At 69.0% G+C, this 25,521-nt stretch carries 26 protein-coding genes and 2 pseudogenes; 19 read left to right on the forward strand and 9 right to left on the reverse strand.

Annotated features, from left to right (window positions below):
• Positions 1-87 precede the first annotated feature (87 nt).
• The 4 genes from NO889_RS13430 to NO889_RS13445 all read left to right on the forward strand — a co-directional run bounded on the left by NO889_RS13430 (position 88) and on the right by NO889_RS13445 (position 2,801).
• Positions 88-567 (forward strand): universal stress protein, encoded by a 480-nt coding sequence (locus tag NO889_RS13430; protein WP_256412756.1) that lies wholly within the window; start codon positions 88-90, stop codon positions 565-567.
• Positions 568-687: 120 nt separating this feature from the next.
• Entirely contained in the window at positions 688-999 is a 312-nt protein-coding gene (gene gatC / locus NO889_RS13435) for an Asp-tRNA(Asn)/Glu-tRNA(Gln) amidotransferase subunit GatC (RefSeq protein ID WP_256412757.1), read from the forward strand.
• Positions 1,000-2,298 carry an Asp-tRNA(Asn)/Glu-tRNA(Gln) amidotransferase subunit GatA gene (gene gatA / locus NO889_RS13440; RefSeq protein ID WP_256412758.1) on the forward strand — a complete coding sequence of 433 codons (1,299 nt, stop codon included), beginning with the start codon at positions 1,000-1,002 and terminating at the stop codon, positions 2,296-2,298.
• Positions 2,295-2,801: a DUF5797 family protein gene (locus NO889_RS13445; RefSeq protein ID WP_256412759.1), complete on the forward strand. Its 507-nt coding sequence runs from the start codon at positions 2,295-2,297 to the stop codon at positions 2,799-2,801. Before gatA ends, NO889_RS13445 begins: the two co-directional genes overlap by 4 nt.
• A 39-nt stretch (positions 2,802-2,840) precedes the next feature.
• On the opposite strand, the gene NO889_RS13450 is transcribed toward NO889_RS13445, so the two are convergent.
• From NO889_RS13450 to NO889_RS13460, 3 genes are read right to left on the reverse strand one after another with little or no spacing between them, the layout of a single operon-like run.
• Entirely contained in the window at positions 2,841-3,848 is a 1,008-nt protein-coding gene (locus NO889_RS13450) for a metal ABC transporter permease (protein ID WP_256412760.1), read from the reverse strand.
• Complete coding sequence (locus NO889_RS13455; RefSeq protein ID WP_256412761.1) at positions 3,845-4,714, reverse strand: metal ABC transporter ATP-binding protein; 870 nt, start codon at positions 4,712-4,714, stop codon at positions 3,845-3,847. Before NO889_RS13455 ends, NO889_RS13450 begins: the two co-directional genes overlap by 4 nt.
• A gap of 4 nt (positions 4,715-4,718) precedes the next feature.
• Positions 4,719-5,798: a metal ABC transporter substrate-binding protein gene (locus NO889_RS13460; protein ID WP_256412762.1), complete on the reverse strand. Its 1,080-nt coding sequence runs from the start codon at positions 5,796-5,798 to the stop codon at positions 4,719-4,721.
• A 159-nt stretch (positions 5,799-5,957) separates the two neighbouring features.
• Here NO889_RS13460 and NO889_RS13465 point away from each other — a divergent pair, with 159 nt between their 5' ends.
• From NO889_RS13465 to NO889_RS13495, 7 genes and pseudogenes are all read left to right on the forward strand, one after another.
• Complete coding sequence (locus tag NO889_RS13465) at positions 5,958-6,203, forward strand: YhbY family RNA-binding protein (protein WP_256412763.1); 246 nt, start codon at positions 5,958-5,960, stop codon at positions 6,201-6,203.
• On the forward strand, positions 6,203-7,081 hold the full coding sequence (locus NO889_RS13470; protein ID WP_256412764.1) for a mechanosensitive ion channel family protein: 879 nt from the start codon (positions 6,203-6,205) through the stop codon (positions 7,079-7,081). The genes NO889_RS13465 and NO889_RS13470 overlap by 1 nt, the downstream gene beginning before the upstream one ends.
• 75 nt (positions 7,082-7,156) lie before the next feature.
• The gene (gene trkA, locus NO889_RS13475; protein ID WP_256412765.1) at positions 7,157-8,494 is read left to right on the forward strand and encodes a Trk system potassium transporter TrkA; all 1,338 of its coding nucleotides are present in this window, start codon (positions 7,157-7,159) and stop codon (positions 8,492-8,494) included.
• Position 8,495: 1 nt separating this feature from the next.
• A complete protein-coding gene (locus NO889_RS13480; protein ID WP_256412766.1) occupies positions 8,496-10,004 on the forward strand; it encodes a TrkH family potassium uptake protein in 1,509 nt (502 codons plus the stop codon).
• A gap of 115 nt (positions 10,005-10,119) precedes the next feature.
• Positions 10,120-11,655, forward strand: a complete 1,536-nt coding sequence (locus NO889_RS13485; protein ID WP_256412767.1) for a TrkH family potassium uptake protein — start codon at positions 10,120-10,122, stop codon at positions 11,653-11,655.
• Between the two features lie 107 nt (positions 11,656-11,762).
• Positions 11,763-12,203, forward strand: coding sequence for a universal stress protein (locus NO889_RS13490; protein ID WP_256412768.1), 441 nt, complete (start codon positions 11,763-11,765; stop codon positions 12,201-12,203).
• Positions 12,204-12,280: 77 nt separating this feature from the next.
• A pseudogene (locus tag NO889_RS13495) lies at positions 12,281-13,105 on the forward strand (universal stress protein); the annotation flags it as partial.
• 57 nt (positions 13,106-13,162) lie between these two features.
• Here the strand turns inward: NO889_RS13495 and NO889_RS13500 are convergent.
• Both NO889_RS13500 and NO889_RS13505 read right to left on the reverse strand, forming a co-directional pair.
• On the reverse strand, positions 13,163-14,803 hold the full coding sequence (locus tag NO889_RS13500) for a potassium channel family protein (RefSeq protein ID WP_256412770.1): 1,641 nt from the start codon (positions 14,801-14,803) through the stop codon (positions 13,163-13,165).
• A gap of 48 nt (positions 14,804-14,851) precedes the next feature.
• Complete coding sequence (locus NO889_RS13505) at positions 14,852-15,088, reverse strand: DUF7999 family protein (protein WP_256412771.1); 237 nt, start codon at positions 15,086-15,088, stop codon at positions 14,852-14,854.
• A 131-nt stretch (positions 15,089-15,219) separates the two neighbouring features.
• Between NO889_RS13505 and NO889_RS13510 the strand changes: the two genes are divergently transcribed.
• The gene (locus NO889_RS13510; RefSeq protein WP_256412772.1) at positions 15,220-15,987 is read left to right on the forward strand and encodes a phosphopantothenate/pantothenate synthetase; all 768 of its coding nucleotides are present in this window, start codon (positions 15,220-15,222) and stop codon (positions 15,985-15,987) included.
• 94 nt (positions 15,988-16,081) lie between these two features.
• Here the strand turns inward: NO889_RS13510 and NO889_RS13515 are convergent, their stop codons facing one another.
• The gene (locus NO889_RS13515; RefSeq protein ID WP_256412773.1) at positions 16,082-17,110 is read right to left on the reverse strand and encodes a hypothetical protein; all 1,029 of its coding nucleotides are present in this window, start codon (positions 17,108-17,110) and stop codon (positions 16,082-16,084) included.
• Between the two features lie 127 nt (positions 17,111-17,237).
• On the opposite strand from NO889_RS13515, the gene NO889_RS13520 reads away from it, so the two are divergent.
• Both NO889_RS13520 and NO889_RS13525 read left to right on the forward strand, forming a co-directional pair.
• On the forward strand, positions 17,238-17,687 hold the full coding sequence (locus NO889_RS13520) for an Lrp/AsnC family transcriptional regulator (protein WP_256412774.1): 450 nt from the start codon (positions 17,238-17,240) through the stop codon (positions 17,685-17,687).
• Positions 17,688-17,794: 107 nt separating this feature from the next.
• Positions 17,795-18,952: a DUF63 family protein gene (locus tag NO889_RS13525; protein WP_256412775.1), complete on the forward strand. Its 1,158-nt coding sequence runs from the start codon at positions 17,795-17,797 to the stop codon at positions 18,950-18,952.
• A 50-nt stretch (positions 18,953-19,002) separates the two neighbouring features.
• Here the strand turns inward: NO889_RS13525 and NO889_RS13530 are convergent, their stop codons facing one another.
• Positions 19,003-19,872 carry an aldo/keto reductase gene (locus NO889_RS13530; protein ID WP_256412776.1) on the reverse strand — a complete coding sequence of 290 codons (870 nt, stop codon included), beginning with the start codon at positions 19,870-19,872 and terminating at the stop codon, positions 19,003-19,005.
• Between the two features lie 127 nt (positions 19,873-19,999).
• Between NO889_RS13530 and NO889_RS13535 the strand changes: the two genes are divergently transcribed.
• The 5 genes from NO889_RS13535 to NO889_RS13555 all read left to right on the forward strand — a co-directional run bounded on the left by NO889_RS13535 (position 20,000) and on the right by NO889_RS13555 (position 24,546).
• Positions 20,000-21,181: a C45 family autoproteolytic acyltransferase/hydrolase gene (locus NO889_RS13535; RefSeq protein ID WP_256412777.1), complete on the forward strand. Its 1,182-nt coding sequence runs from the start codon at positions 20,000-20,002 to the stop codon at positions 21,179-21,181.
• 108 nt (positions 21,182-21,289) lie between these two features.
• Positions 21,290-21,670, forward strand: coding sequence for a RidA family protein (locus NO889_RS13540; protein ID WP_256412778.1), 381 nt, complete (start codon positions 21,290-21,292; stop codon positions 21,668-21,670).
• A 386-nt stretch (positions 21,671-22,056) separates the two neighbouring features.
• The gene (locus NO889_RS13545; RefSeq protein WP_256412779.1) at positions 22,057-22,899 is read left to right on the forward strand and encodes a phosphoenolpyruvate hydrolase family protein; all 843 of its coding nucleotides are present in this window, start codon (positions 22,057-22,059) and stop codon (positions 22,897-22,899) included.
• Complete coding sequence (locus NO889_RS13550; RefSeq protein WP_256412780.1) at positions 22,892-23,323, forward strand: cupin domain-containing protein; 432 nt, start codon at positions 22,892-22,894, stop codon at positions 23,321-23,323. The genes NO889_RS13545 and NO889_RS13550 overlap by 8 nt, the downstream gene beginning before the upstream one ends.
• Positions 23,320-24,546, forward strand: a complete 1,227-nt coding sequence (locus tag NO889_RS13555) for a Tm-1-like ATP-binding domain-containing protein (RefSeq protein ID WP_256412781.1) — start codon at positions 23,320-23,322, stop codon at positions 24,544-24,546. The genes NO889_RS13550 and NO889_RS13555 overlap by 4 nt, the downstream gene beginning before the upstream one ends.
• A 344-nt stretch (positions 24,547-24,890) precedes the next feature.
• Here the strand turns inward: NO889_RS13555 and NO889_RS13560 are convergent, their stop codons facing one another.
• Together NO889_RS13560 and NO889_RS13565 are read right to left on the reverse strand one after the other, a co-directional pair.
• Positions 24,891-25,265, reverse strand: a complete 375-nt coding sequence (locus tag NO889_RS13560) for a DMT family transporter (RefSeq protein ID WP_379787097.1) — start codon at positions 25,263-25,265, stop codon at positions 24,891-24,893.
• Positions 25,266-25,282: 17 nt separating this feature from the next.
• Positions 25,283-25,480: pseudogene (locus tag NO889_RS13565) on the reverse strand (RNA-guided endonuclease TnpB family protein); the annotation flags it as partial.
• Positions 25,481-25,521: the final 41 nt, after the last annotated feature.

Below are 25,521 nucleotides of genomic sequence, written 5' to 3' on the forward strand. Positions count from 1 at the left end.
GTCGGGCCCGCCCGAGCGACTCGCGTTCACTTCCCCGCCGCCGGTGGGATTTTATATAACCGTGCGGATGGTTCGCCTGGTGACGTCATGTACAAGCACATACTGTATCCCACGGACGGGAGCGCCGGCTCCGAGGCCGCGATAGCACACGTACGGGAGATCGCCGAGGCGTTCGACGCGACGGTTCACGTGTTACACGTCGTCGACACGCGCCAGTTCTCTCTCGGGATGAGCGGCAACTACATGTCCGGGCCGAAGGGGTACGGGCGGGACCGACCCTCGGAGGACGAACGGCGACGCGAGCTCGAGGAGCGTGCCACCCCGTTCGTCGAGGAGATCGCGGCAGATTTCGAGGGGATCGAGACGAGAGCTGCGGTCCGCGAGGGGAATCCACACAAGGTCATTCTCTCGTACATCGACGAGAACGACATCGACCTCGTGGTGATGGGCACCGAGGGACGCACCGGCGTCGAGCGGTACCTGCTCGGCAGCGTCTCCGAGAAGGTCGTCCGGCTGGCTGATCCCCCGGTGGTCACGGTTCGCGCCGACGCGGACGACGACGAGTAACGGCCGGCAGCGGATCGCTCGATTCTAACGGGCGGGCCATCGGATCCATCCCCCGGCCGCTCGATCCCGGCCGGTCGACCGTTCCGAAACCCTTACTCCCGGCCCGTCGTACCTCCCGGTATGACAGACACGCCGGATTCGGACGGCTCGGGCGGGGACGACCCCGCCGTCGACGCCGCCGAAGTGGAACACGTCGCGGAGCTGGCTCGCGTCCGCTTAGCGGAGGGCGAACGCGAGACGTTCGCCGAGCAGTTCGCGGCGATCCTCGAGTACTTCGAGGCGCTCGACGAGGTCCCCGACCTCGACCGCGAGGAGGACCTCGTCAACGTGATGCGCGAAGACGAGATCGAGGGGGGGCTGAGCCAGGCGGAAGCGCTCTCGAACGCCGCCGAGACGGAGGACGGCTTCTTCAAGGGGCCGAAGGTGTCGTAGATGGCGGCCGATCTCAACGCGTTCATCACCGAGGAGACGATCGAGGGCGACGGCGAGGGCCCGCTCGCGGACACGACCGTCGCCGTCAAGGACAACATCTCGACGGCGGGGGTCCGGACCACCTGCGGCTCGGAGATGCTCGCCGACTACGTCCCGCCGTACTCCGCGACCGTGGTCGAGCGGCTGACCGACGCCGGCGCGACGGTCGTCGGCAAGACGAACATGGACGAGTTCGGGATGGGGACCACCACGGAGACCTCCGCGTTCGGCCCGACGCGGAACCCCGCGGACCCCGAGCGCGTCCCCGGCGGCTCCTCCGGCGGCTCCGCGGCCGCGGTCGCCGCGGGCGAGGCCGACGTGGCGCTGGGTTCCGACACGGGCGGGTCCGTGCGCTGCCCGGCCGCCTTCTGTGGCGTCGTCGGGATCAAACCCACCTACGGGCTCGTCTCGCGGTACGGGCTCGTCGCGTACGCCAACTCGCTCGAGCAGATCGGCCCGATCGCGGGCACCGTCGAGGAGGCCGCCGAGGCGCTCTCGGTCATCGCGGGGCCGGACCCGAACGACGGGACGACCCGCGATCCGGCGGCCGTCGAGGGCGCGGGCGTCCCCCAGGGCGGCTACGCCGCGGCCGCCGACGGCGACGTCGACGGGCTGACCGTCGGCGTTCCCACCGAACTCTTCGAGGGGGCCGACGAGCGCGTGGTCGAGACGGTCGAGGACGCGATCGCGTGTCTCGAGGACCGGGGCGCGGAGACGGTCGAAATCTCCCTTCCCTCCGTCGAGCACGCGGTCCAGGCGTACTACGTGATCGCGACCGGCGAGGCCTCCTCGAACCTCGCGCGCTTCGACGGGGTCCGGTACGGCCACCGCGCCGATTCCGACGGGAACTGGAACGAGTCGTTCGCGGAGACCCGCGAGGCGTTCGGCGCGGAGGTCAAACGTCGGATCCTGCTCGGGACGTACGCGCTCTCTGCGGGATACCACGACAAGTACTACGAGAAGGCCCAGGACGCCCGCGAGTGGGTCCGCCGGGACTTCGAGGACGCCTTCGACGACGTCGACGTGATCGCGTCGCCGACGATGCCGGTGCTCCCCTTCGAACTCGGCGAGGGCCTCGAGGACCCGCTCCGGATGTACCTCGCGGACGCGAACACGACTCCCGTCAACCTCGCGAACCTCCCCGCGATATCGGTGCCCGCGGGCGAGGCCGACGGGCTCCCGGTCGGGCTCCAGCTCGTCGGGCCGAAGTTCGGCGAGGCGACCGTGATCCGCGCGGCGAGCGCGGTCGAGGACCGATGAGCCTGACCGACGAGGAACTGGACCGCCTCGCCGACGTGGTGCGCCTCCAGCCGACGAAGAACGGCGAACTACAGGAGGCGTGGGGGGTCGAGGACGGCAGCGCGGTCCACCGCTACCTCGAGGAGCACCTGAAGGAGTACTACTACCGCGACGACGACAGCCTGATCCGGGCGACCGCCGAGGCGAACGACCTCGTCGACGTCGAGCCCGGCATCGAGGCGGACGCGGTCGCGAAGGGGGCCGCCCCGGACACCATCCGCGTCCCGGAGCTCGAAGCCCGAGTGTTCGCGGTCGTCGCCGGCCCGGACGAGCGCTCGCAGTCGGTCGTGAGCGTCCTCGAGGCCCTCCGGGAGGCGTACGACGTCGACCCCGAGGTGGGGGAGGTCCGCCGCGCGCTCCGGAGCCTGGAGCGAAAGAACGTCGTCGAGGTCGTCTACCGGACGGTGCCGACCTTCCGGCTCGCCGTCGACCGGGACGCCGTCGAGGTCGAAGTCGCCGAGTAGCGGGCCGTGGAAGTGGGAGCCGGGGCCTGACGCGGACGGTCAGTCGTCCGTGGGCTCGCCCGTGCCCGCGTCGATCTCCCTCGCGACCGTCCCCGTTCCCGCTTCCTCGGAGACACCCCGCCGCGACTGGATCTTCCCGGCCAGCACCGCGACCACGTAGACCGCGACCGCGACGAGGACGATGGTCCCGCCGGCGGTCGCCTCGTACCGGTACGAGAGGGTGATCCCGACGAGCACCGCGAGCTCCGCGAGCACGACCGAGGCGAGGAGCGACTCGCGGAAGCCGCGGGCGAGCTGCGCGGCGGCCGCGACGGGGACGACGAGCATCGCGGCGACTAAGATTACGCCCATGATCTGCATCGCGCCGACGACCACCATCGCCGTCAGCGTCGTCATCAGGCGGTTGTACCACGCCACGTCGATCCCCGCGACGCGGGCGGCGGTCTCGTCGAACGTGACGTACAGCAGCTGTTTGTAGGTGACCGTCACGACGAGCGAGACGAGGAGGAAGAGGACGACGAGCAGGACCGCGTTCTCCCTGGAGACGGTCGCGAGGTTGCCGAAGAGGTACTGGTTGATCCCGACCGCGAGCCCCCCGGTGTTCACGCTGATCAGGACCGCGCCGAGCGCGAACCCAGTGGAGAGCACGATCGCCATCGAGACGTCGTTGTACGCGTCGGTGACTTCGGAGATCAGCTCGATGGCGAGCGCGGCGATCATCGCGACGACGACCGCCGTGACGTACGGGGAGATCCCCGTGCCCAGGACCGAGTTGACGAACAGCCCGACGGCGACGCCCGCGAACGCCGTGTGTGCCAGCGCGTCGCCGATGAGCGCCATCTGCCGGTGGACGAGGAACGTCCCGACGAGCGGGGCCATCACCGCGATCAGCGCCCCGACGAGGAACGCGTGGTGCATGAAGACGTACCGGAGCATCCCGATGCCGAACGCCTCGCCGACCGCGTAGAGGGCGTCGCTCCACAGCCCGATCAGCCACGCGATGAGGTCGTAGGGGGCGCGGATCGCTCCCGAGACGAGCGGCGTCACGACCGGTCACCCCCCGGATCCGCCTCCGTCTTCGCCCCCAGGCCGAGTGCCGTCCCGTACGCCCGCTCGAGGGCGTCGCTCCCGGCGAACGCCGCCGGCGACCCGTCGAAGTACACCTCGCGGTTGAGACAGATCACCCGCGAGGCGCGCTCGAGGACGGCCCCGATGTCGTGTTCCACGAGGAGTATCGTCATCCCCTCCTCGTTGAGGTCGGCGAGCAGGTCGAAGAAGGCGTCCACGGACTCGGCGTCGACGCCGACGGTCGGCTCGTCCAACACGAGGAGTTCGGCCTCGCCGGCGAGCGCCCGCGCGATGTACGCGCGCTGGCGCTGCCCGCCCGACAGCGCCGTGATCTTCCGGTCGGCGAGGGCCTCGATCCCGACCGTCCGGAGCGCCTCGCGGGCGTGCTCGCGGTCCGTCTCGGTCACGCGGCCGAACCCGGCGTGCGGGAACCGCCCCATCAACACGACCTCCGCGACCGTGATCGGCATCCGCGTCGTGTTCTCGGTCACGTCCTGGGCGACGTAGCCGACGCGCTCGCGCTCGGCGAACGCGAGCGAGGGGTGCCCGAGCAGCCGGGAACTCCCGGCGTCGGGCTCGTGAAGCCCCAGTACGAGCCGCAACAGCGTGCTCTTCCCGGAGCCGTTCGGCCCGACGACCCCGACGTACTCGCCGCGGTCGACGCCGAACGAGACGTCCTCGACCACGGGCGTCGCGGCGTACCCGAACGTCAGGTCGACCGCCTCGACGACGCGGCCGGCGTCCTCGCCCGCGCCCCCGTCGCTCCGTTCACTGCCGGCCTCCTCGCTCTCCCGGCTCGTTTCGACCCCGCCCACGCCGACCGATGGAACCCCTTCGAACGACATGGTCTCAGGGCTCGAAGTTGCGGCCGTAGTCGGCGAACGTCACGTCCTCGGGGTCGTCGACGCCGAGCAGGATCCGGAACGTCGGGAGGTTCACCTCGCGGGCGATGTCGAAGTACCCCCAGCCGCGCTCGGCCCACGACTCCGCGGTCCCGGCGTACGGCGTGACCGGGAAGTACGCCGCCACGTCGGTCTGTTCGAGCAGCTGTCTCGCCGGTCGGATCGGTTCGAAGACGGCCGCGCCGATGTGCCGGATGTCGTTCGCGGCGATCGTCTCCTGGGCCCGGCGCATGTCCGCGGGGCGCACGTCACCGTCGGCCGCGAGGTTCACCACCAGCGGCTCGATGGTCGTCCCGTACCGGTCCGCGAGGTAGCCGAACGCGTTGTGTGCGGCGAGGAAGACCACGTCGCGCTCGGCCGCCTCGAACGCCTCCGCCCACGTCGAATCGAGGTCCGCGAGGTCGGCCTCGAGCGCCGACGCGTTCTCGCGGATCGCCTCCTCGGCGTCCGGAGCGACGTCGATCAGGCCGGCGGCGACGTTCTCGACCGCCAGCGTCGCGCGCTCGGGGTCGAGCCAGAAGTGCGGGTCCCTCGCGTCCTCGACCGCCTCCTCCTCGCCGAGCCCCTCGCCGAGGTCGATCAGGTCGACGCCCTCGCGGGCGTTCACGACCGCCGTCTCCGCGGTCTCGGCGCCGAGCGTGTCGATAGCGCGGTCGGCCCACGGCTGGAAGTCGGGACCGACGTAGACGAACGCGTCGGCGTCGGTGATCCGTCGCTGGATCGACGGGTCCGGCTCCCAGCCGTGCCCGTGGAGTCCGGTCGGGACCAGGTTCTCGACCGTTATCGCCGTTCCCTCCGCGAGCCGCCGGGCGTAGTCGTAGAAGGTGAAAAACGAGGCGACCACGACGGGGCCGCCGGCGTCGCCGTCGCCCCCGTCGGCGTCGGTTCCCCCGCCGGCGTTCTCGCCGCCGCCGGAACCCGCCGATCCGCCGAGACAGCCCGCGAGCCCGCCGACGACCCCGCCGGCACCGCCCGCGAGGAACCGCCGCCGCGAGACGCTCGTCGTTGCGATTCGTTCGGAGTTCATTACCGACCCGTCGGCGGGGAACGACCATAGTACTTGCGACCCTAATCAAATTATTAGATAGATCTAATTCATTGCGGACGGGACGACAGACACTCGTCGGGGCGCCGCGAGCGGACCGCGAACCTCAAGGTTCAATGCGGGCGAGCGAGTGAATCGGACATGACCGATCAGCAGCTTCGAAAGGAGGCACACGACCTCGACGTCACCGTCTGGGTCGGCAAGGGCGGCATCGGGGCGGTCGTCGACGAGCTGGCCGACCAGCTCGACGACCGCAAGCTGGTGAAAGCGAAGTTCCTGCGGGCCGCCCGCGGCGGCACGTCGACGGACGAACTCGCCGACGAGCTCGCCGAGGCCGTCGGGGCCGACCTGGTCGAGACGCGCGGGAACACGGCGGTCTTCCACTGATGGCGGGGGCGATACCGGTCGTCTCCGGGGCCGTAGAGCCGTATCTCGGCCCGGCGACCGGCGCCGTGCTCGCCGCCGCGACCTTCCTCGCCGTCGTCGCCGCGGCGTTCGTGGCGAACAGGGTCGTCGTCGGGCCGCTCGTCTCTCGCGTGTTCGACCGGCGGGGCCTCGACGACCACGCCCGCCGCCCGCTCCAGAAGATCGTCACCTTCCTCGTGGTGTTCGCGGGCGTCACGGTCGGGTTCAGCGTGGCCGGCTACGGCGACTTCCTGCGGTCGGTGGCGACGATCGCCGCCGCGGCCACGCTCGCGATCGGCCTCGCGATGCAGGACGTGCTCAAGAACTTCGTCGCCGGCGTCTTCATCTACACCGACAAGCCGTTCCGCATCGGCGACTGGATCGAGTGGGACGGGAACTCGGGCGTCGTCGAGGACATCTCGTTCCGCGTCACCCGCGTCCGCACGTTCGACAACGAGCTGCTCACGGTGCCGAACCACGTGCTCACCGGCGGCGTGATCAAGAACCCCGTCTCGAAGGGGCGGCTCCGCCTGAAGTTCGTCTTCGGGATCGACTACGACGACGACATCGACTCGGCGATCGACATCATCGTCGAGGAGGCCGAGGCGCACGAGGGGATCCTCGACGACCCCGCCCCGTCGGTGCGGCTGACCGAACTCGCCGACTCGTACGTCGGGCTCCAGTCGCGGATCTGGATCGACGACCCCTCGCGCGCGGACTTCGTGCGGACTCGCGCCGAGTACGTCCAGACGGTCAAAGAACGGTTCGACGAGGAGGGGATCTCGATCCCGTTCCCGCAGCGGACCGTCTCGGGCCGCGACGCGTGGTCCGAGCCGGCGTCGTTCGGCGGCGAACCGTAAGGGTCCGTCGGCGAGGGCCGCCCTCCCGCGTCGCCGATAGTAATCCACTTGTAAGTCCGCCGAATGGATGGTCCCATGCACGTGGTCATCGTCGGCGCCGGCGAGGTCGGCACGAGCATCGCCGCGAGCCTCGCGTCCGACCACGAGGTCGTCGTCGTCGACGTCGACCCCGACCGCGCCGAACAGCTCAAGTACGAACTCGACGTGCTCACGATCGCCGGCGACGGGACGGCTTCCGGGATCCAGACGGCCGCGAACGTCGGGAGCGCGGACATGGTCATCGCCTGTACCGACGACGACCGGACCAACCTCGTGACCTGCGGGACCGCGAAGACGCTCGGGGACGGCTTCACGATCGCGCGGGTGAAAAGCACCGAGTACCTCCGGACGTGGGAGGGCAACGAGGGGGCCTTCGGCGTCGACTTCATGGTGTGTACGGATCTCCTGACCGCCCAGAACATCGTCCGCGTCATCGGCCTCCCCGCGGCGGTAGACGTCGACCCGTTCGCGAGCGGGCTCGTCCAGATGGCGGAGTTCGAGATCGACGCGGAGAGCCCGGTCGCCGGCCAGACGGTCTCTGAGGCCGACCGGTTCGAGTCGCTGACGTTCGTGGGGATCTTCCGCGACGGCGAGATGAGTATCCCGCGCGGCGACACCGACATCGAGGCCGGCGACCGAGCGGTGGTGATCGGCAGCCCCGAGAGCGTCCAGTCGTTCGCGAACGACGTCGCGCCCGACACCACCCCGGACGAGGCCGACGAGATCGTGATCGTCGGCGGCAGCGAGATCGGCTACCAGACCGCCCGACTGCTCGAGGAGCGCGAGTTCACGCCGCGGCTGATAGAGCGGGACGCGGATCGCGCCCGGACGCTCGCGGAGGAGCTCCCGAACACGGTCGTGATGGAACACGACGCGACCGACACGGAGTTCCTCTCCCGCGAGCACGTCGACGAGGCCGACATCGTCGTCTCCGCGCTCGGCTCCGACGAGCAGAACCTGCTCGTCTCCGTGCTCGCGAAGCGCATGGGCGTCGACCGCGTCATCGCGGTCGTCGACAGCCCCGACTACGTCACCGTCTTCGAGGAGATCGGCATCGACATCGCGATCAACCCCCGGTCCGTCACCGCCGAGGAGATCACCCGGTTCACCTACGAGAGCATCGCCGAGAACATAGCGGTGTTGGAGAACGACCAGGCCGAGGTGCTCGAGCTCGAGCTCACCGAGGGGTGTCGGTTCGCCGGCCGGTCCATCGCGGAGCTGGTCGACGAGATCGACGTGCGGTTCGTCATCGGCGCGATCACCCGGAACCACGCGCTCGTCACCCCGCGGGGAGATACGGTGCTCCAACCGGGCGACCACGTGATCCTGCTCGTGGACGCGGACGCCGTGAGCGAGATCGCGTCGATGGCCTGAGATGTCCGCCGGGACCCGGATCCGCGTCGGCTGGCGGGCGAGCGTCGGACTGACCGGCGACGTCCTCACGTATCTCGCCGTCCCGCTGTCGTTTCCGCTCCTTATCTCGTTCTACTACGCCGAGTCGTCGCTGCCGTTCCTCGCCACGATCGCCGTCACGCTCGCGCTCGGGGCCGGGTTCCGGCGGCTCGGCGACCCCGAGGTGGACCTCGGTCCACGGGAGGCGTTCCTCGCGGTGGCGCTCATCTGGCTGCTCGTCGCCGCGGTGGGCGCGATCCCGTTCGTCGTCGCCGGCGTCGGGACGGTCGCTCACCCGGTGAACGCGATGTTCGAGTCGATGAGCGGGCTGACGACGACGGGCGCGACCGTGCTCCGAGACTTCTCGCTCCACTCCCGGTCGGTGTTGATGTGGCGGCAGGTGATCCAGTGGCTGGGGGGGCTGGGGATCCTGATCTTAGCGACCGCGGTGCTCTCGGAGATCGGGGTCGGGGGAGCCCAGCTGATGGAGACGGAGTCACAGACCCAGGACGTCAACAAGCTCACGCCGAAGATCTCCGAGACGGCCCGGCTCATCTGGGGGCTGTACCTCGGACTCACCGCCCTCGCGGTCGCGACCTACTTCGTGCTCGGGCTCGCGTTCGACCCGCAGATGGACCTGTACAACGCGATCGCGCACGCGCTCACCTCCGTCGCGACCGCCGGGTTCTCGCCCGAGCCGCTCTCGGTCGGCGCGTTCCACCCGGTCATCCAGTGGGCGGTCGTCCCGTTCATGGTCGTCGGGTCGACAAGCTTCGTCCTGTTGTACTTCCTCATCAACGGCGAGCCGATGCGGCTGCTCCGCAACGAGGAGTTCCACTTCTATCTGGGCGCGCTCGGGTTCTTCTCGGCGATCGTCGCGGGCTCGCTGTTCCTCGATCCGGCGACGACGTTCGGCGTCGAGGCGACGCTGCGACACGCCGTCTTCAACGTCGCCTCCATGGTGACCACGACGGGGTACGCGAGCACCGACTACGTGCTGTGGGCTCCCGCGGCAAAACACATGCTGTTCGCGTGTATGTTCGTCGGCGGGATGGTGGGGTCGACGACGTGTTCGATCAAGTCGCTGCGCTGGCTCGTCGCGCTGAAGGCGTTCCGACGGGACCTCTACACCGCGATCCACCCGGAGGCGGTGCGGCCGATCCGCGTCACCGGGAAACCCGTCGACGAGACCGTTGTCCGCGACATCTACGCGTACCTCCTCTTGAGCATCGTGATCTTCTTCCTGCTCACCGTCGTGATCGTCGTCGACGCCGAGCGCGCCGGACTGCGCGTCAGCGAGTTCGAGGCGATGGGCGCGGCCGCGACGACCTTCCTCAACATCGGTCCCGCCTTCGGCGACGCCGGCCCCTACGGGACGTTCGCGTCCTTTTCGATGACGACCCGCGGCGTCATGATCGTCCTGATGTGGATCGGTCGGATCGAGATCATCCCGGTGCTCGTGTTGTTCACGCGGGCGTTCTGGACGTCGTGAGGACGACCGTCGTGGGATCGTCGACACCGTCTCCGGAGGGGATCCCTGGCGATATCGACGACTACTTACTAACGCCACGAACATCCTCGATCCGTTCCGTCGGCGGGACACACGCATGACACGAACGATCGACACGCGGGCGACGTTCAGCTACATCGGGAGCGTCCTCAAGTACCTCTCGGCGGCGATGCTCGTCCCGCTCCTCGTCGGCGCGATCTACGGGGAGGACGCGTGGGTGTTCGCCGCGTCGATGGCGATCGGCGTCGCCGCCGGCGTCGCGCTCGAACGGCTCGATCCCGACCCCGATCTGGGTCCTCGCGAGGGGCTCGCGGTCGTCTCGCTCGCGTGGCTCGCGGCGGCCGCTCTCGGGGCGATACCCTACGTCCTCGCGGGGTACGGCACGGCCTCGGCGCTCGGACACCCGGTGAACGCGCTGTTCGAGTCGACGAGCGGGTTCACGACGACCGGGGCGACCGCGCTCGCGGAGATCAGCTTCGACCGGCACTCCCACGCCGTGTTGATGTGGCGGCAGCTCACCCAGTGGCTCGGCGGGATGGGGATCATCGTGTTGATGATCGCGATCCTGCCCGAACTGGCGGTCAACGGCGCACAGCTCATGCGCTCGGAGGCGCCGGGACCGGAGCTCCAGAAGCTCACGCCCCGGATCGCCGAGACGGCCCGCGCGCTCTGGGTCATCTACGTCGCGTTCACCGGCGTGCTGGTCGCCGTCCTGTACGCGCTCCACCTCCTCGGGCTCGCGCCGAACATGGGCCTGTACAACGCGATCGCCCACGGCTTCTCGACGCTGCCGACCGGCGGGTTCTCCCCCGAGGCGGACAGCATCGCGGCGTTCTCGCCGGTCGTCCAGTGGACGTTCGTCCCGTTCATGGTCGTCGCCGGGGTGAACTTCGCGCTGTTCTGGTACGTCCTCCGCGACGAGGCGACGGAGCTGTTCGAGAACACGGAGTTCCGCGTCTACGTCGGGGCGGTCGCCCTGCTGAGCGCCGTGCTCGCGGTCACGCTGTTTCGGGGCGGGGCCCCGGCGACTGAGCTCGGCGGCGTCACGGCGGGCGTCACGGAGAACGCGCTCCGACAGGGGGTCTTCCAGATCGCGTCGCTTCTGAACTCCACGGGCTTCGCGACGGCGAACTTCGCCCAGTGGGAGACGCACACGAAGTTCCTCCTGCTGCTCGCGATGTTCGTCGGCGGCTCCGCGGGGTCGACCGGCGGCGGGATCAAGGTGATCCGGTGGCTCATCCTGTTCAAGACGCTCCGGCGCGAGCTGTACACGACGGCGAACCCCGACGTCGTTCGACCGGTCCGGCTCGGCGGCGAGGTGGTCGACGAGGAGGTCATCCGCGGCATCCTGGTGTTCACGCTCTTGTACTTCCTGGTGTTCGCGTTCTCCGCCGTCTTCATCGAACTGGACACGACCCGAGTGGGAGAGCCGCTCACCGGCGTCGAGGCGCTCGCCGCCTCGCTCGCGACCATCGGCAACATCGGGCCGGGGCTCGGGCCGCTCGGCCCGTTCGGGACCTACGAGATGCTTCCGGACACGACGAAGCTGCTCATGGTCGTCCTCATGTGGCTCGGCCGGCTGGAGATCGTCCCGGTGCTCGCGGTGTTCATCTCGGCGGTCGACGACCGGTGAGGACGCGTCAACCGGCGAGAACGCGTCGGGTGGTGACGGAACACGCCGACCGGTGCGGTTCGGACCGAGAGCGTACGTTCTTAACGGGCGGGCGGCTAGTAGGCGGCATGCCGAGCACCGATCAGACCGGCGACCGGGACCTGCTCGAACACGTACTCCTCCCCGTCGCCAACGAGGACGACGCGCTCGCGACGGCGGAGGCGCTCGAACCGTACCGGCCGGCGCGAGTCACGGCGCTTCACGTCGTCGAGAAGGGCGGGGGCGTCCCGGACAAGACGCCGGTCGAGCAGTCAGAGGAGCTCGCAGCGGAGTCGTACGCCGCGGTTCGGTCGGTGTTTCCCGACGCCGACGAACACACCGCGTACGACCGGGACGTCGTCTCCGCCATCTTCGAGGCGGCGGACGCGGTCGACGCGAGCGCGATCGCCTACCGGTCCCGCGGCGGGAACCGGCTCATGCAGTTCCTCTCGGGGGATCTCACGGTGAAGCTGGTCACGGGGTCCGACCGTCCCGTGATCGCCCTCCCTCACGGGCCGTCGGACGAATGATCCCGACCGAGCCGGCGGCGGCCCGCTCGCGTCCGAGGTGAGGACCGGTTCGACACATGACGACCGCAGAGGACGACGGACCGACGATCCTGGTCGCGCTCTCGAACCCGCGGACCGAGCGCGCGCTCGTCACCCTCGCCGGCGCGCTCGCCGAACACGAGAGTGGTCGAGTGCTCGCGACGCACGTCGTCACCGTGCCGGACCAGACGGCGTTGGAGAAGGCGGCCGAGAACAGGGCCGCGCTCGACGAATCCTCCGAGGAACTGCTGGCCGCCGCGACGGCCGACGCCGAAGCGTTCGACACGCCGATCGAGACGAGGACGATCCTCTCACACCGCGGGATCGAGGAGGTGTTCGACGCGGCTCGGACGACCGACGCGGACGCGGTCGTGATGGGGTACGGCGGCGCCCGGTTCGCCGGCGGGCGCGTCGAGGGCTCGCTGGACGAACTGGCTCGCGACCTCCCGTGTGACTTCCTCGTCCTCGACGGCGAGCGGCTGGACCTCGCAGACGTGCTCGTCCCGACCGCCGGTGGACCGTCCTCCGACCTCTCCGCCGAAGTCGCGAGGGCGCTCCGGGAGGTGCTCGACGTCCACGTCTCGTTGCTGTACGTCACCGATCCGGGAGACGAGGAGGTCGGCCGCGAGTTCCTCTCCGACTGGGCCGAGAGCCACGGGTTGGACGACGCGACCCTGCGCGTCGAGACCGGCGACGTCGAGGAGACGATCGGTCGTCTCGGCGAGGCGTACGACCTCGTGATCGTCGGGGCGACCGAGCGCGGACTGCTCTCGCGGATCGTCCGCGGATCGCTCGCGTTCGACGCGATCGAGACGCTCGACACGCCGGTGTTGCTCTCGGAGCGGCCATCGTCGCGGTCGCTGTGGGAGCGGCTGCTCGGGTGAAGTCGCTCGGGCGACTGTGTCGGTCGTTCGACGGTGCTCCGCTCGAGCGCCCGCTCCTCACGCGAACGCCCGCTCGAACGCGCGGATGCCGTCGTCCGTCCCGACGACGACGAGCTCGTCGTCCGGCTCGACGACTGTCCCCGGCCCCACGTCGGTGACCACCTCGTCGTCCCGCTCTATCGCCAGCACCGTACACCCCGTCTCCTCGCGGACGTTCGCCTCGCCGAGGGCCCGGCCGACGAGACGGGGCGTCTCGAGTCTCACCACCTCCACCTGCTGTTCGACCGAGAGCACGTCGCGCCCCTCCAGGAGGCGCGCGGCCGACATCCGCCCGGTCACGGTCGCCAGCGAGAGGACGTAGTCGGCACCCGCCCGGTACGTCTTCGAGACGTTGGCGTGTTCGTCGACGCGGGCGACGATCTCCGTGTCGGGTGCGGCGTCACGGACCACGAGCGTGGCGAACTCGGTCGCGGTGTCGTCGGGGAGCGCCAACACCACGGTGTCGGCCGACTCGATCCCGGCCTCCCTGAGCGTCTCGAGTTCGGTCGCGTCGCCGGTCACGTCGACGGCCGCCGACCCCTCGCCCGAGTCGTCGACGACGGTGTACGAGATCCCGGCGGCGTCGAGCTCCGCGGCGACGGTCCGACCGACCTGTCCGTAGCCGGCGATCACCGTCCGCCCGGCGGCGAACCGGCGCACCGACGACTGGGTCATCTCGACGAGCCGCCGAAGCTGGTCGGAGCGCCCGGACACGAGGAGCACGGTCCCGCGCGCCAGCGTCGCGTCCGGCGAGGGCGAGGCGTCGAACTCGCCCTGGAACCACGCGCCGACCACGTTGACGCCGGCGCGCTCGCGGATCCCGCTCTCCGCCAGCGTCGAGCCGGCCAGGTCGCCGCCGTGGCGCACCGACACCTCCGCGAGCCGGAGGTCGCCGCCGATCGCGACCGCCTCGTCTATCTCCGTCCGGAGGGCCGTCGTCACCTTCGCGGCGAGCCCGCGACCGAGAAGCGGCCGCGGAGAGAGGACGTGGTCGGCACCGGCGAGCCGGTGGTACCGCTCGAGGTCGGGGTCGTCGACGACGCTGACGACGGGAACGTCCTCGGCGAGCTCCTTGGCGGCGAGGACGATGCTCGCGTCCACCTGATCGGAGAGGTCCGCCACCAGCGCCCGCGACTCGGTCAGCCGCGCCGCGGTGAGCCCCTCGGCGGACTCCGGGTCCGCGCGGATCACCCGGTGGCCGTCCCCGTACAGCTCGTTCGCCCGCTCGCGGTCGGACTCGACGATCACGTACGGAACGTCGTGCGCCTCCAGCTCCTCGATGAGCACCTCCGCGCGCGTGGTGTACGAACAGAGGATCACGTGTCCGGTGACGCCGTTCTCGAGGGCCGTCGGAGCGGTCTCCGTGAACGCCGCCTCCAGGAGCGGGGTCGCGACGACGGGCAGCGCGCCGACGAGGAGCGCCATCCCCAACAGGTCGGTCACGACGATGAACGCCTGCATCTGCGGGCTCTTCCACGGGGCGTCTCCGCCGAACCCCGTGGTCGTGAACATCTCGACGGTGAACTGAAGCGAGTCGAGGAACGTTTGCGGGCGTCCCTCGTAGGTCGCCATCCCCCAGCGGTAGGCGAGCGCCGTCCCGACGAGCGCCAGACAGAGCAGGAGGAGGTAGCCGACGACCCGCCTCTGCCATCCGTTCATACGCACGGAAGGGACGGTGCCGTGAAAAACGTGAGCCGTCGGGGTCGGTCATCGGACCTCGACCGGCCGCGCCGCCTCCGCGCACCAGGCGTTTCCGCGCCGACCGGCCCGCCGGAGGTCGAGGTGGACGACCGAGCCGGCGTCCAACTCCGACAGCTCCGCTTCGAGTTCCGGGTCCTCGTACTCGACGACGTACAGCGTCCCGTTCCGCGGGTGTTCACGGAGCGTGATGGTTCCGTGGTCGTTACACGCCTTCACGACGGTGTACTTGCCAGTCCGGTCCATCACGGTCGGCGGTACGCGTTCGAACGACTTAGGTATTCGACCGGTTCACCACGGCAACGGGCCGCGGTAACGCGTCACTTTACTCGCCGCGGTAACGCGTCACTTTACTCGCCGCGGCGTCAACCGCGGGCATGACCGGGACGGAGATCCCCGAGGATCACCCCAGATACGCGTCGCTTCTCACCCGCCACCGCATCGAGGCGGGCGTCGAGAAGGGCATCACCTCGAGACAGGGCCTCATCGCGCAGGGGCGCGCCGAGGCGTTCGACTACCTGCTGGGCGAGCGAACCCTCCCCAGCGCCGACGCGGCCGCGCGGGCGGCCGCCGCGACGCTGCTCGCCGCCGACCGACCGGTGTTCTCCGTGAACGGGAACGTCGCCGCGTTAGTCCCCGAGGAGACGGTCGAACTCGCCGACGCCGTCGGGGCAGACCTCGAAGTGAACCTCTTCAACCGCACCGACGCGCGGATGGAGGCGATCGCCGACCACCTCCGCGAACACGGTGCCGGGGAGGTGAAGGGGTTGACCGGCGACGGCGAGATCCCCGGCCTCGAACACGCCCGCGGGACCGTCGACGCCGACGGGATCGGCGCGGCGGACGTGGTGGTGGTGCCGCTGGAGGACGGCGACCGCGCGGAGGCGCTCGCGGCGGCGGGCAAGACGGAGATCGTGATCGACCTCAACCCCGGAAGCCGGTCCCCGCGAACCGCCGCGGTCCCGATCGTCGACAACGTGCTCCGAGCGGTCCCGAACGTGACCGCGCACGCCCGCGATCTGGCGGACGCCACGCCCGCGGAGCGCCGCGCGATCGTCGACGACTTCGATCCCGACGCGGCGCTCGAGGCGGCGGAACGGGCGATCCGCGAGGGGGCCTTTTCGGACGGCGACGACGAGAGCTGAACGGAACCGAGCGGAACCAGCGGGCGAGTGAGACGGGCGGGATCGGGACTGACGTAGCGAACGGGGGGACGGAGGCCTACCGCCCGAATCCGGGTCAGTCCGCGTCGTCGTCGGCGGGATCGTCGTCGGTCGGGGAGCCGTCGCCGCCGGACAGCAGGTCGTCGTGAACGGCGAACAGGTCCTCGCGGGTCGGCGTCGCGTCGACGACGACGGTCCGCCCGCGGAACCCGACCGTCGCGTCGTCGAGGGCCCCCTCGGCGTCGACGCCGCCGGAGAGCCGGCGGACGCGGTCGCGGGTGAGCCGCGTCGGGTCGAGCGTCGCCGCGTACCGGAGATCGGTTCCGCCGCCCCCACCGTCGACGTCGAGCGCGACCCCGATCGACCCGGCGGCCTCGACGCTCGCGCGGAGCGTCTCGGGCCCGCCGGAGAGGGCGGACCGGAGCCGGTTCCGCCCCGACTCGCCGATATCCGCGTGTACCGCCACGTCGCCCGACTGGAGCGCGGGGAGCGATCCGTCGCCCGCGGCCGCGCCGTCTGTTGGTTCCCCGTCCAGCGATCCGGCGGCGCGTGCTCGCTCGACGGCGGCGTCGACGTGGGATGCGGCGCGGTCGATCGCGGGCGCGTAGCCGACGACGAGCATTCCGTCGCTGGCCGCGACCGCGTACGGCTCCCCGCGGCCGCGGAACCGACGGACCGGTCGACCGGAGCGGCGCGAACGCGCCGTCGTCCACCGTCCGCGGTCCTCGACGGCGGCCGAGAGGCCGTCCGGGTCGAAGGATCCGCGGACGACCACGGCTCCTTCACGCTCAGTTTCGGAGAGGGCGGCGCTCCCGGCGATCGAGTCGACGTCGGCGAGAGAGACGTTCGCGCGGGCCATCGCGGCGGAGAGTCGCGTCGACCACGGCGCGGGGAGGCCGATCGCCGAGACGACCGCGGGGTCGACGACAGCGGTGACGACGGTGTCGCCGTCGGCGAGTCGACCCGCGTCGTACGGGGCGGTCGAGCCGATCGTGTCGGCGGCGCGGGCCGTGCCGGCCGCGGAGCCGGAGGCGATTCCGGCGAGCGTCGTTCCGAGGACTCCGGCCGTACCGATGCGTCCGAGCAGCGTGCGTCTGGAGGGCATCGATTCACCGTCACGCGGGGGGCACTTAATTCATCGACTTCGACCGCCGAACCTTCCGAGTCGGCGGTCGTGCGACCGGATCTCCAACGGGGGCAAGTTCAAAGTCACTCGGCGACTACCGGTCGGTATGGAACTGGACGACACGGACAGGGCGATCCTCCGGATCCTCCAGGAGGACGCCAGGACCCCGTTCTCGGAGATCGCGCGCCGGATCGACATGTCGAGCGCGACGGTCCACGACCGTGTCGGCCGGATGGAGGACGCCGGCGTCATCGAGGGGTATCACGCCTCGGTGAACCCGAAGGCGGTCGGCTACGGCGTCAGCGCGCTCGTCGGGCTCCGGGTCGAGCAGGGTCGCGAGGAGGACGCCCTCGAGCGCCTGCGCGAGATCGAGGGGGTGCGGGAGATCCACCTGACCACCGGCGAGTGGGACGTGATCCTCCGCGTGGTCGCCGAGGACACGGACCGCCTTCGGGACCTGATGTTCGACCGGGTCGCGAACATGGACGGATTCTCGCGGTCACAGACCATGATCATCCTCGGAACCGACTACGAGACCGAGGGACTGCCGATCTGAGCGGGCGGGAGGCCCGGAGGGCGGGACGCGATCGAGGCGAGCCCCGCCGTCTGGCCCGGCCGGTCTCGACCGGAACCCTCAACTCCGGAACCCTCCGAACCCCTGGTATGAGCGCACGGTTCGAGGACCGGCTGGAACTCTCGGCGGAGCGGGCGTGGGCGGCGGCGGTCGTCGCGGCCTCCGCCGTCCTCGTCGTCGGATCCGTACTCCTCCCGCGAGTCGTGTACGACCGGTTCATCTGGCGGTACTTCTGGGGACCGGTCGCCGCCGACGGACAGGTCGCACAGTGTGCGGTCCGGCCCGCCGACGGCGGGACGGAACTGCTGACGAGCGCGTCCGCGTGTGCTGACGCGGCCGCGGCGGGCGGGGTCGTCGCCTACCCCGGTTACACCACCGTCTCGACGGTGAGCTACATCGTGATCCTGCTCGCGATGCTGATCGGGGTCGTCTTCCTGCTCCGCCGGCTCGACATCGCGAACGAGTACCGGTTCTTCTACGCGCTGTTCCCGTTCATGCTGTTCGGCGGCGCGCTCCGCACCGTCGAGGACGCCGGTATCGCGGCGCTTCGCGCCGGCGTCGATCCCTTGATACCCTTCCCTTGGAGCGCGCTCATCATCAGCCCGTTCATCTACTTCACGGTCTTCGCGGTGACGCTCCTCTGCGTGATGGCCGCGTACGCGCTCGAGGACCGCGGGATCGTCGACGACTACGCCCCGCCGCTCTTCGGCGCCGGGTCGCTCGCGCTGGTCGCCTCTGTCGGCTACCTGACGTACCTCGCGGTCGCCACCGACTACGTGGCCTTCTACCCGCAGGTGGTCGGGCTGATCCTCCTGATCGCGAGCGCGTCCGCGGCGGTCACGTGGAAGCTGATCGAGCGGTTCGAACCCTCGATCAACCGCGGGACCGGCTTCGTCGGCTTCGTGATCATCTGGGGCCACGCGATCGACGGGGTCGCGAACGTGATCGGTCTCGACTGGATGCCGACGCTGACGGGGACCCCGAACCTCGTGCCGAAACACGTCGTCAACGAGCTGGTGGTGAACGTGACCGGCCGGGTGCTCCCCGAGTCGGTGCTCGCGGTCACCGGCGACGCCTGGCCGTTCCTCCTCGTCAAGCTCGCCGCGGCGACCTTCGTCGTCTGGGTGTTCAACGGCGAGCTCTACGAGGAGTCACCGCGGTACACGCTGTTGCTGCTCATCACCGTGCTCGCGGTCGGGCTCGGCCCCGGCACGCGTGACATGCTGCGGGCGACGTTCGGCGTCTGATTCGGCGCGGTCCGGGGTTCGACCGACGCGCGAATCGGATGCGCCCCTGCTCACTTCCGCGGATCGATCCCGTCCAGTTTCCTCACGTCGCCGTCGGTAAGGTCCAGGTGCGCCGCCGCGACGTTCGACTTGAGGTGGTCGACGCTCGACGTGCCGGGGATCGGGAGCATCACCTCGGAGTGCTGGAGCAGCCACGCGAGCGCGACCTGCCGGGGCGTCGCGTCGTCGTATCCGCCGGCGACGGTTTCCAGTACGTCGTCGACGTCGTCCTCCTCGACCGCGTACATCGGTCCCCACGGAATGAAGCCGATACCGTACCCTTCACACGCCCGAAGGACGTCCTCCTCGTCGCGGTTGCCCACGTCGTAGCGGTTCTGGACCGTCGCGATCTCGACTATCTCCCGTGCGGTCTCGAGCTGGTCGACGGTGACGTTCGAGAGCCCGACGTGGTCGATCTGACTGGCGTCCCTCATCTCGGCGAAGGCGTGGACGGACGCTTCGAAGTCGACGTCGGGGTCCGGACGGTGGTACTGGTAGAGGTCGACGGAGTCGGTTCCGAGCCGATCGAGGCTACACAGGACCTGGTTCCTGAGGAAGTCCGGGTCGCCGTGGGGGATCCAGTCGCCCTCGCGGTTCCGGAGCAGCCCGGCCTTCGAGGCGACGACGACGTCGTCGTCCGCGCCGAGTTCCTCGCCGATCAGCCGCTCGCTGACGCCGGGCCCGTAGGAGTCGGCCGTGTCGACGAAGTCGACGCCGAGGTCGACGGCCCGTCGGATCACCGCCCTCGCCGCTCGCTCGTCGGCCGGCCGTCCGACGACGTCCTCGCCGGTGACGCGCATCCCGCCGAAGCCGAGCCGGTTGACGGTCAGGTCACCGCCGATGTCGAACGTGTCCGCCGGATCGACGCGTTCCGTTGTCATACCGACGCGTCGTCGGCCAGCGACAAAGCCGTGGGGGTCGGCGAGGACGGTTGAGCGGGATCGGTAGCGGGGACGCGACCACCGAGGACGGGGATACATTCAACTACCGTCCGACCGCACTCGACGCATGGCCGAATTCGAGCGACTGGTATTGACAGGCACGCCACGCGAACGCGGGATCGAACACGGCGAGCGGTTCGCCGAGGAAGTCGCGACCAACGTCGAGACGTACCGCGAGCGGTTCGCCCACGAGGGCGTCGACGTCGACGCGATGCGCGAGCACGCCGCCGAGTACGTCGAGTACATCGAACGCGAGAGCCCCGACTACGCCGCCGAGATGCGCGGCGTCGCCGAGGGGAGCGGCGTTCCGCTCGCCGACGTGACGATGCTCAACGTCCGGTGGGAGGTCATCTATCCGGCGTGGAAGGCGCGGACGGAGGAGGCCAACGAGCGGGCCGACGACGGGTCGTCCGCGTCCGGGAACGCGAGCGGTTCCGGACGGGCGAGCGATCCCGATCCCCCGATCGACGGCTGTACCAGCTTCGGGGTGATGCCGTCGGCGACCGCCGACGGGACGACGTACGTGGGACAGAACTGGGACTGGCTCGCGCCGATCGCGGACACCCTCTTCCTGATGGAGCTGCGCCGCGAGGACGCGCCGGACGCCCTGACGATGACGGAGGCGGGCATCGTCGGCGGGAAGATCGGCGTGAACGAACACGGCATCGGGATCGCGGTCAACGGCCTGATATCCGGCGACGACGGGGGAGACGGGCTTCGCAAACCCTACCACGTCCGATTCCGCGAGGTGCTCGACGCCGAGCGCTACGACGACGCGCTCCGACCGATACTCGAGACCGACCGCGTCTGTTCGGCGAACGTCCTCGTCGGCCACGCCGACGGCGAACTGATCGACCTCGAGGCCGCCCCCGAACTCGTCAACCCGATCTACCCCGAGGAGGGCGTGCTCACGCACTCGAACCACTTCGAGACCGACGCGGTCGAGAGCGTCAACGAGCGGCGCGGCCCGAGCACGCTCTACCGCGCCGAGCGTCTCCGTCGGCTGCTCGCGGAGGAGGTCGACGGCGGCGACGCGGAAAAACGGGGGATCGACTCCGGCGTCATCCGCGACGCGCTGCGGGACCACTTCGGTCGCCCCTCGAGCATCTGTAGCCACGTCGACGAGTCGCTTCCCGAGATCGAACACGGGCAGACGAACGCCAGCCTCGTCATCGACCTCCGAGAGCGGCGGATACTCGGCCAGCGTGGCCCGCCCTGTTCGGGCGAGTACCACGAGTACGCGCTCTGACCCGGGTCGCGGCCGGCGGGAGCCGACCGGGACCGAGCCGCTTCCTCCCGCCGAGTTCCGGTCGGCTCGCACCCCAACACGTATCTCCCGCCCGCGAGTGTGAGGCTCATGGTCCAACACGTCTCGACGGACGCCGGCTACGACAGCGAGTTTCCCTTCTCGCAGGGCGTGATCCACGGCGACACCGTCTACACCGCCGGACAGATCCCGAAGGACCCGGAAACTCGGGAGATCGTCGGCGAGACGATCGGCGAACAGACGCACGCGACGTTCGACAACCTCGAAGCCGTCCTCGAGGCGGCGGGAACCTCCCTCGAGAACGTCGTCAAGACCACGGCGTTCCTGACGGACATGGACGACATCGAGGAGTTCAACCGGACGTACCGCGAGCGGATGCCCGAGCCGTACCCCGGACGGAGCACCGTCGAGGTCGCCGACCTGGCCATCGACATCACGGTAGAGATCGAGATGATCGCGGCCATCGAGTAGTCGGATCCGGACGGTCGGATCCGCCTCACGCGTCTCCGGTCACCCGGCGACGAGCCGGTATCCCGAACGGGCCAGTCGTCCGGCACCGATCAGGGCCAGAACGGTCGCCCCGAACGCGACGCCGGAGTGAACGAGATCACTGCTCGGACGCGTCCGTGTGATGTTCGAGAGTAATCTCGTGGCGTCCGAGTCGCTCACCGCGTCAGACAACGCTTTCGAATCTTTCGGACGGTGCCACCTCGGGCGAGTGCTAACCGCCGGTCCGTTCCGACGAACCTCGCTCGATGACAACAAATCATGACTTTCAGTAATATTGTGTATCGTGGTGATTTTTCAGGATCATCAAAACGTTAATTATAGTTTTATGAAATTATACTACCCGACGTATGGAGTTCACACGGCAGGAGTCGCTTGACCGACTTCAGGAAACGGTATCGAGCGGCGATCCGATCATCGGCGCAGGCGCGGGGACAGGTATCTCGGCGAAGTTCGCTGAACGAGGCGGCGTCGATCTACTGATCATCTACAACTCCGGACGCTACCGGATGAACGGTCGGGGATCGCTGGCCGGCCTCCTCCCGTACGGTGACGCCAACGAGATCGTCGTCGAGATGGGCCACGAAGTGCTCCCGGTCGTCGAGGATACGCCCGTACTCGCCGGCGTCAACGGGACCGACCCGTTCCGACAGATGGACGTGTTCATCGAGGACCTGAAACGGCGCGGGTTCTCGGGCGTCCAAAACTTCCCGACGGTGGGCCTCATCGACGAGGACAGCGGGTTCAGACGGAATCTCGAGGAGACGGGGATGGGTTACGACAAGGAGGTCGACATGATCCAAGAAGCGGCCGAGCAAGGGATGCTCACCTGCCCGTACGTCTTCAGCGAGGAGCAGGCCCGCGAGATGACCGAGGCCGGAGCGGACGTGATCGTCTCGCATATGGGACTGACTACGTCCGGGGATATCGGTGCCGAGACGGCACTGGATCTCGACGCCGCAGCCGACCGTGTCCAGGCCCATCACGACGCCGCAAAAGGAGTGAACGAGGACGTGACGGTGATCTGTCACGGTGGCCCGATCGCATGGCCCGACGATGCTCAGTACGTGTTGGAACACACCGAGGGCGTCGTCGGATTCTTCGGCGCGTCGAGCATCGAACGCCTCCCGACCGAGGAGGCCATCGAAGCACAGGCCCGCGAGTTCAAGGAGATCGATCTCAGCCATGACTGACCACGAATACTTCGTCACTCCTGACGACGTCGAAAGTCAACTATTCGATTGGGGCGTCCTGAAGTGGCTGAGCACGCCGGACGTGACGGGCGGTGAGCGCTTCAGTGCTGGCGTCGTCGAACTCGAACCGGGAAAGGGCCACGACCGCCACACCCACCCTGACAGCGATGAGATCCTCTTCGTCATCCGGGGGAGCGGTGAGCAGGAAGTCGCCGATCAGACACGCGATATCTCGGCCGGCGAGATGGTATTCGTTCCTGAGGGCGTCGAACACGGAACCGTCAACACCGGCTGGGAACCGTTGTTGCTGCTGGCGGTCTACGCACCACCGGGTCCCGAGGAGGTACTCCGGGAGCTTCCGGAGTGTGAGATCGTCCCGCCGGGCGAACTCCCGACACCCGAGAACGTGGAGGAGCGAGTATGACCGTCACGATCGTTGGGACGCTCGATACGAAAGGCGAAGAGATAGCCTTCGCCCGAGACGTCCTCCGCGCACAAGGTGTCGACGTACACGTCGTCGATACGGGCGTGATGGGCGACCCGGAGATCGACCCGGACACCGCCGCGAGTGCGGTCGCCGAGGCGGGCGGAACCACGCTGGAGCACCTCCGGGACGACGCCGAGCGCGGCGAGGCGATCGAGGCGATGGGTAAGGGCGCGGCGGCGATCGTCCGGCAGCTACACGATTCTGGCGACCTCGACGGTGTGCTCGGTCTCGGCGGCTCGGGTAACACCTCGATCGCGACGACGGCGATGCGTGCGCTGCCGGTTGGCGTCCCGAAGGTGATGGTCTCGACGATGGCCTCCGGCGACACCGAACCGTACGTCGGCGCCACCGACATACTGATGTTGTACTCGGTGGCCGACATCGAAGGGCTCAATCAACTCTCCCGGAAGGTGATCGCCAATGCGGCCCTCGCGATGGTCGGGATGGTCACGAACCAGCCGGACATCGAGGTCGAAGACCGACCCACGATCGGGATCACGATGTTCGGCGTCACCACACCGTGCGTCCAGACGGCCAGGGAGTTTCTCGAGGAACGAGGCTACGAAACGATCATCTTCCATGCGACCGGAACCGGGGGGAAGGCGATGGAAGCCCTCGTGAGACAGGGCGTCATCGACGGCGTCCTGGACGCGACAACCACGGAGTGGGCCGACGAGCTCGTGGGTGGTGTGCTTACTGCTGGCCCCGACAGGCTGGACGCCGCCGCGGAGACGGGCACGCCACAGGTCGTCTCGACGGGCGCGCTTGACATGGTCAATTTCGGGCCGCGAGACTCCGTGCCCGAGGAGTTCGAGGGGCGACGCTTCCATATCCACAACCCACAGGTAACGCTGATGCGGACGACGGCCGAGGAGAACGCCGAGCTGGGAGAGATACTCGCGGGGAAGCTCTCGGCAGCGAAAGGGCCGACTGCGCTCTACCTGCCACTCGGGGGCGTTTCGATGCTCGACGTCGAAGGGGAGGACTTCCACGATCCCGACGCCGACACGGCCCTGTTCGAGGCACTCAAAACGCACCTGGCTGACTCAGTCGAATTGGTCGAGATGGAGACCGACATCAACGACGAGGCGTTCGCGCGGGCATTGGCCGAACAGCTCGATGCGTACATGCGGGAGGCAGGTCTCGCGCCAGACGAGTGACCCGGACTGCTGGAAGGCCAGCAGTCCACGTTTTCCGTGCCCCGTCGAACAGCGATCTAATCGGCGGCCAGCAGACGAGACGGGAGGCGGAGACGCTACAGTCCGCTTGAAGGCTCGGATCCGTCGGCGTATACGACCAGCGCTGATCGAGCCGCCCTCGCTCGATCAGTCGCACTCTTGGAGCCTCTGAAGCTTCGTCCGGCGGGCTCGGTCGCTGATCGGCGTCAGTTCGCGTCCGGCGTACAGTTCTTCACTTCGGGTTGTCGTTCGGTTATCCAAAATCGGGTTCCGATGGAGCAGATCCCTCGAGACGATCGGATGACTTCGACGCTGTAGCCAGTCGCTCACACCGTCTCTTCGCGCTGAATGAGGAGCACGCCAGCTACGACGAGCGTGCCGCCGACGACCGTGACGACTGAAACGGGCTCTCCCAACACCAACGCCTCCAAACCGACGGTCACGCCCGGTTCGGCGGTACTGATGACGCTCGCTCGACTCGCACCGATCTTTGCGATGCCAGCGAAGAACGTGAGTACGGGGACGACGGTCGCCAGAACCGCGATCCCACCGATCGCTCCCCATCCCCGTGGAGTGGCCGGCATCGTCAACGACCCCGTTCCGGCACCGAACACGAGGAAACTGAGGGCGGCCGCCGGCAACACGAAGGCCGTCAGCGTCTCTGCGGGTACCGTCGTGAGCGCGCGCTGGCTGACGAGAATGTGACTTCCTCCCCACCCTACTCGCTCGCCGCGTTCGCGGCCCGCTCCTTGAGGGTGGGGCTTCCTGTTTCCACGACGCGCTTTGCAGGAACCGAATGGGTCCCCGTAGGGAGCGCAGTCTCCGCAGGCGTTGATTCGGGACAGCCCGTCCCTACTTGCTTCAGACCGCGTACCAAGATGTTGTACGCCGCGTTCCAGTCCCGGTCGGGAGTGTATCGGGTGTATGAACGGGCGATGACGGCGCTGTATCCCCTCC

Origin of the sequence: Halorubrum rubrum (assembly GCF_024494685.1) — an archaeon.
Lineage (GTDB): Archaea > Halobacteriota > Halobacteria > Halobacteriales > Haloferacaceae > Halorubrum > Halorubrum rubrum.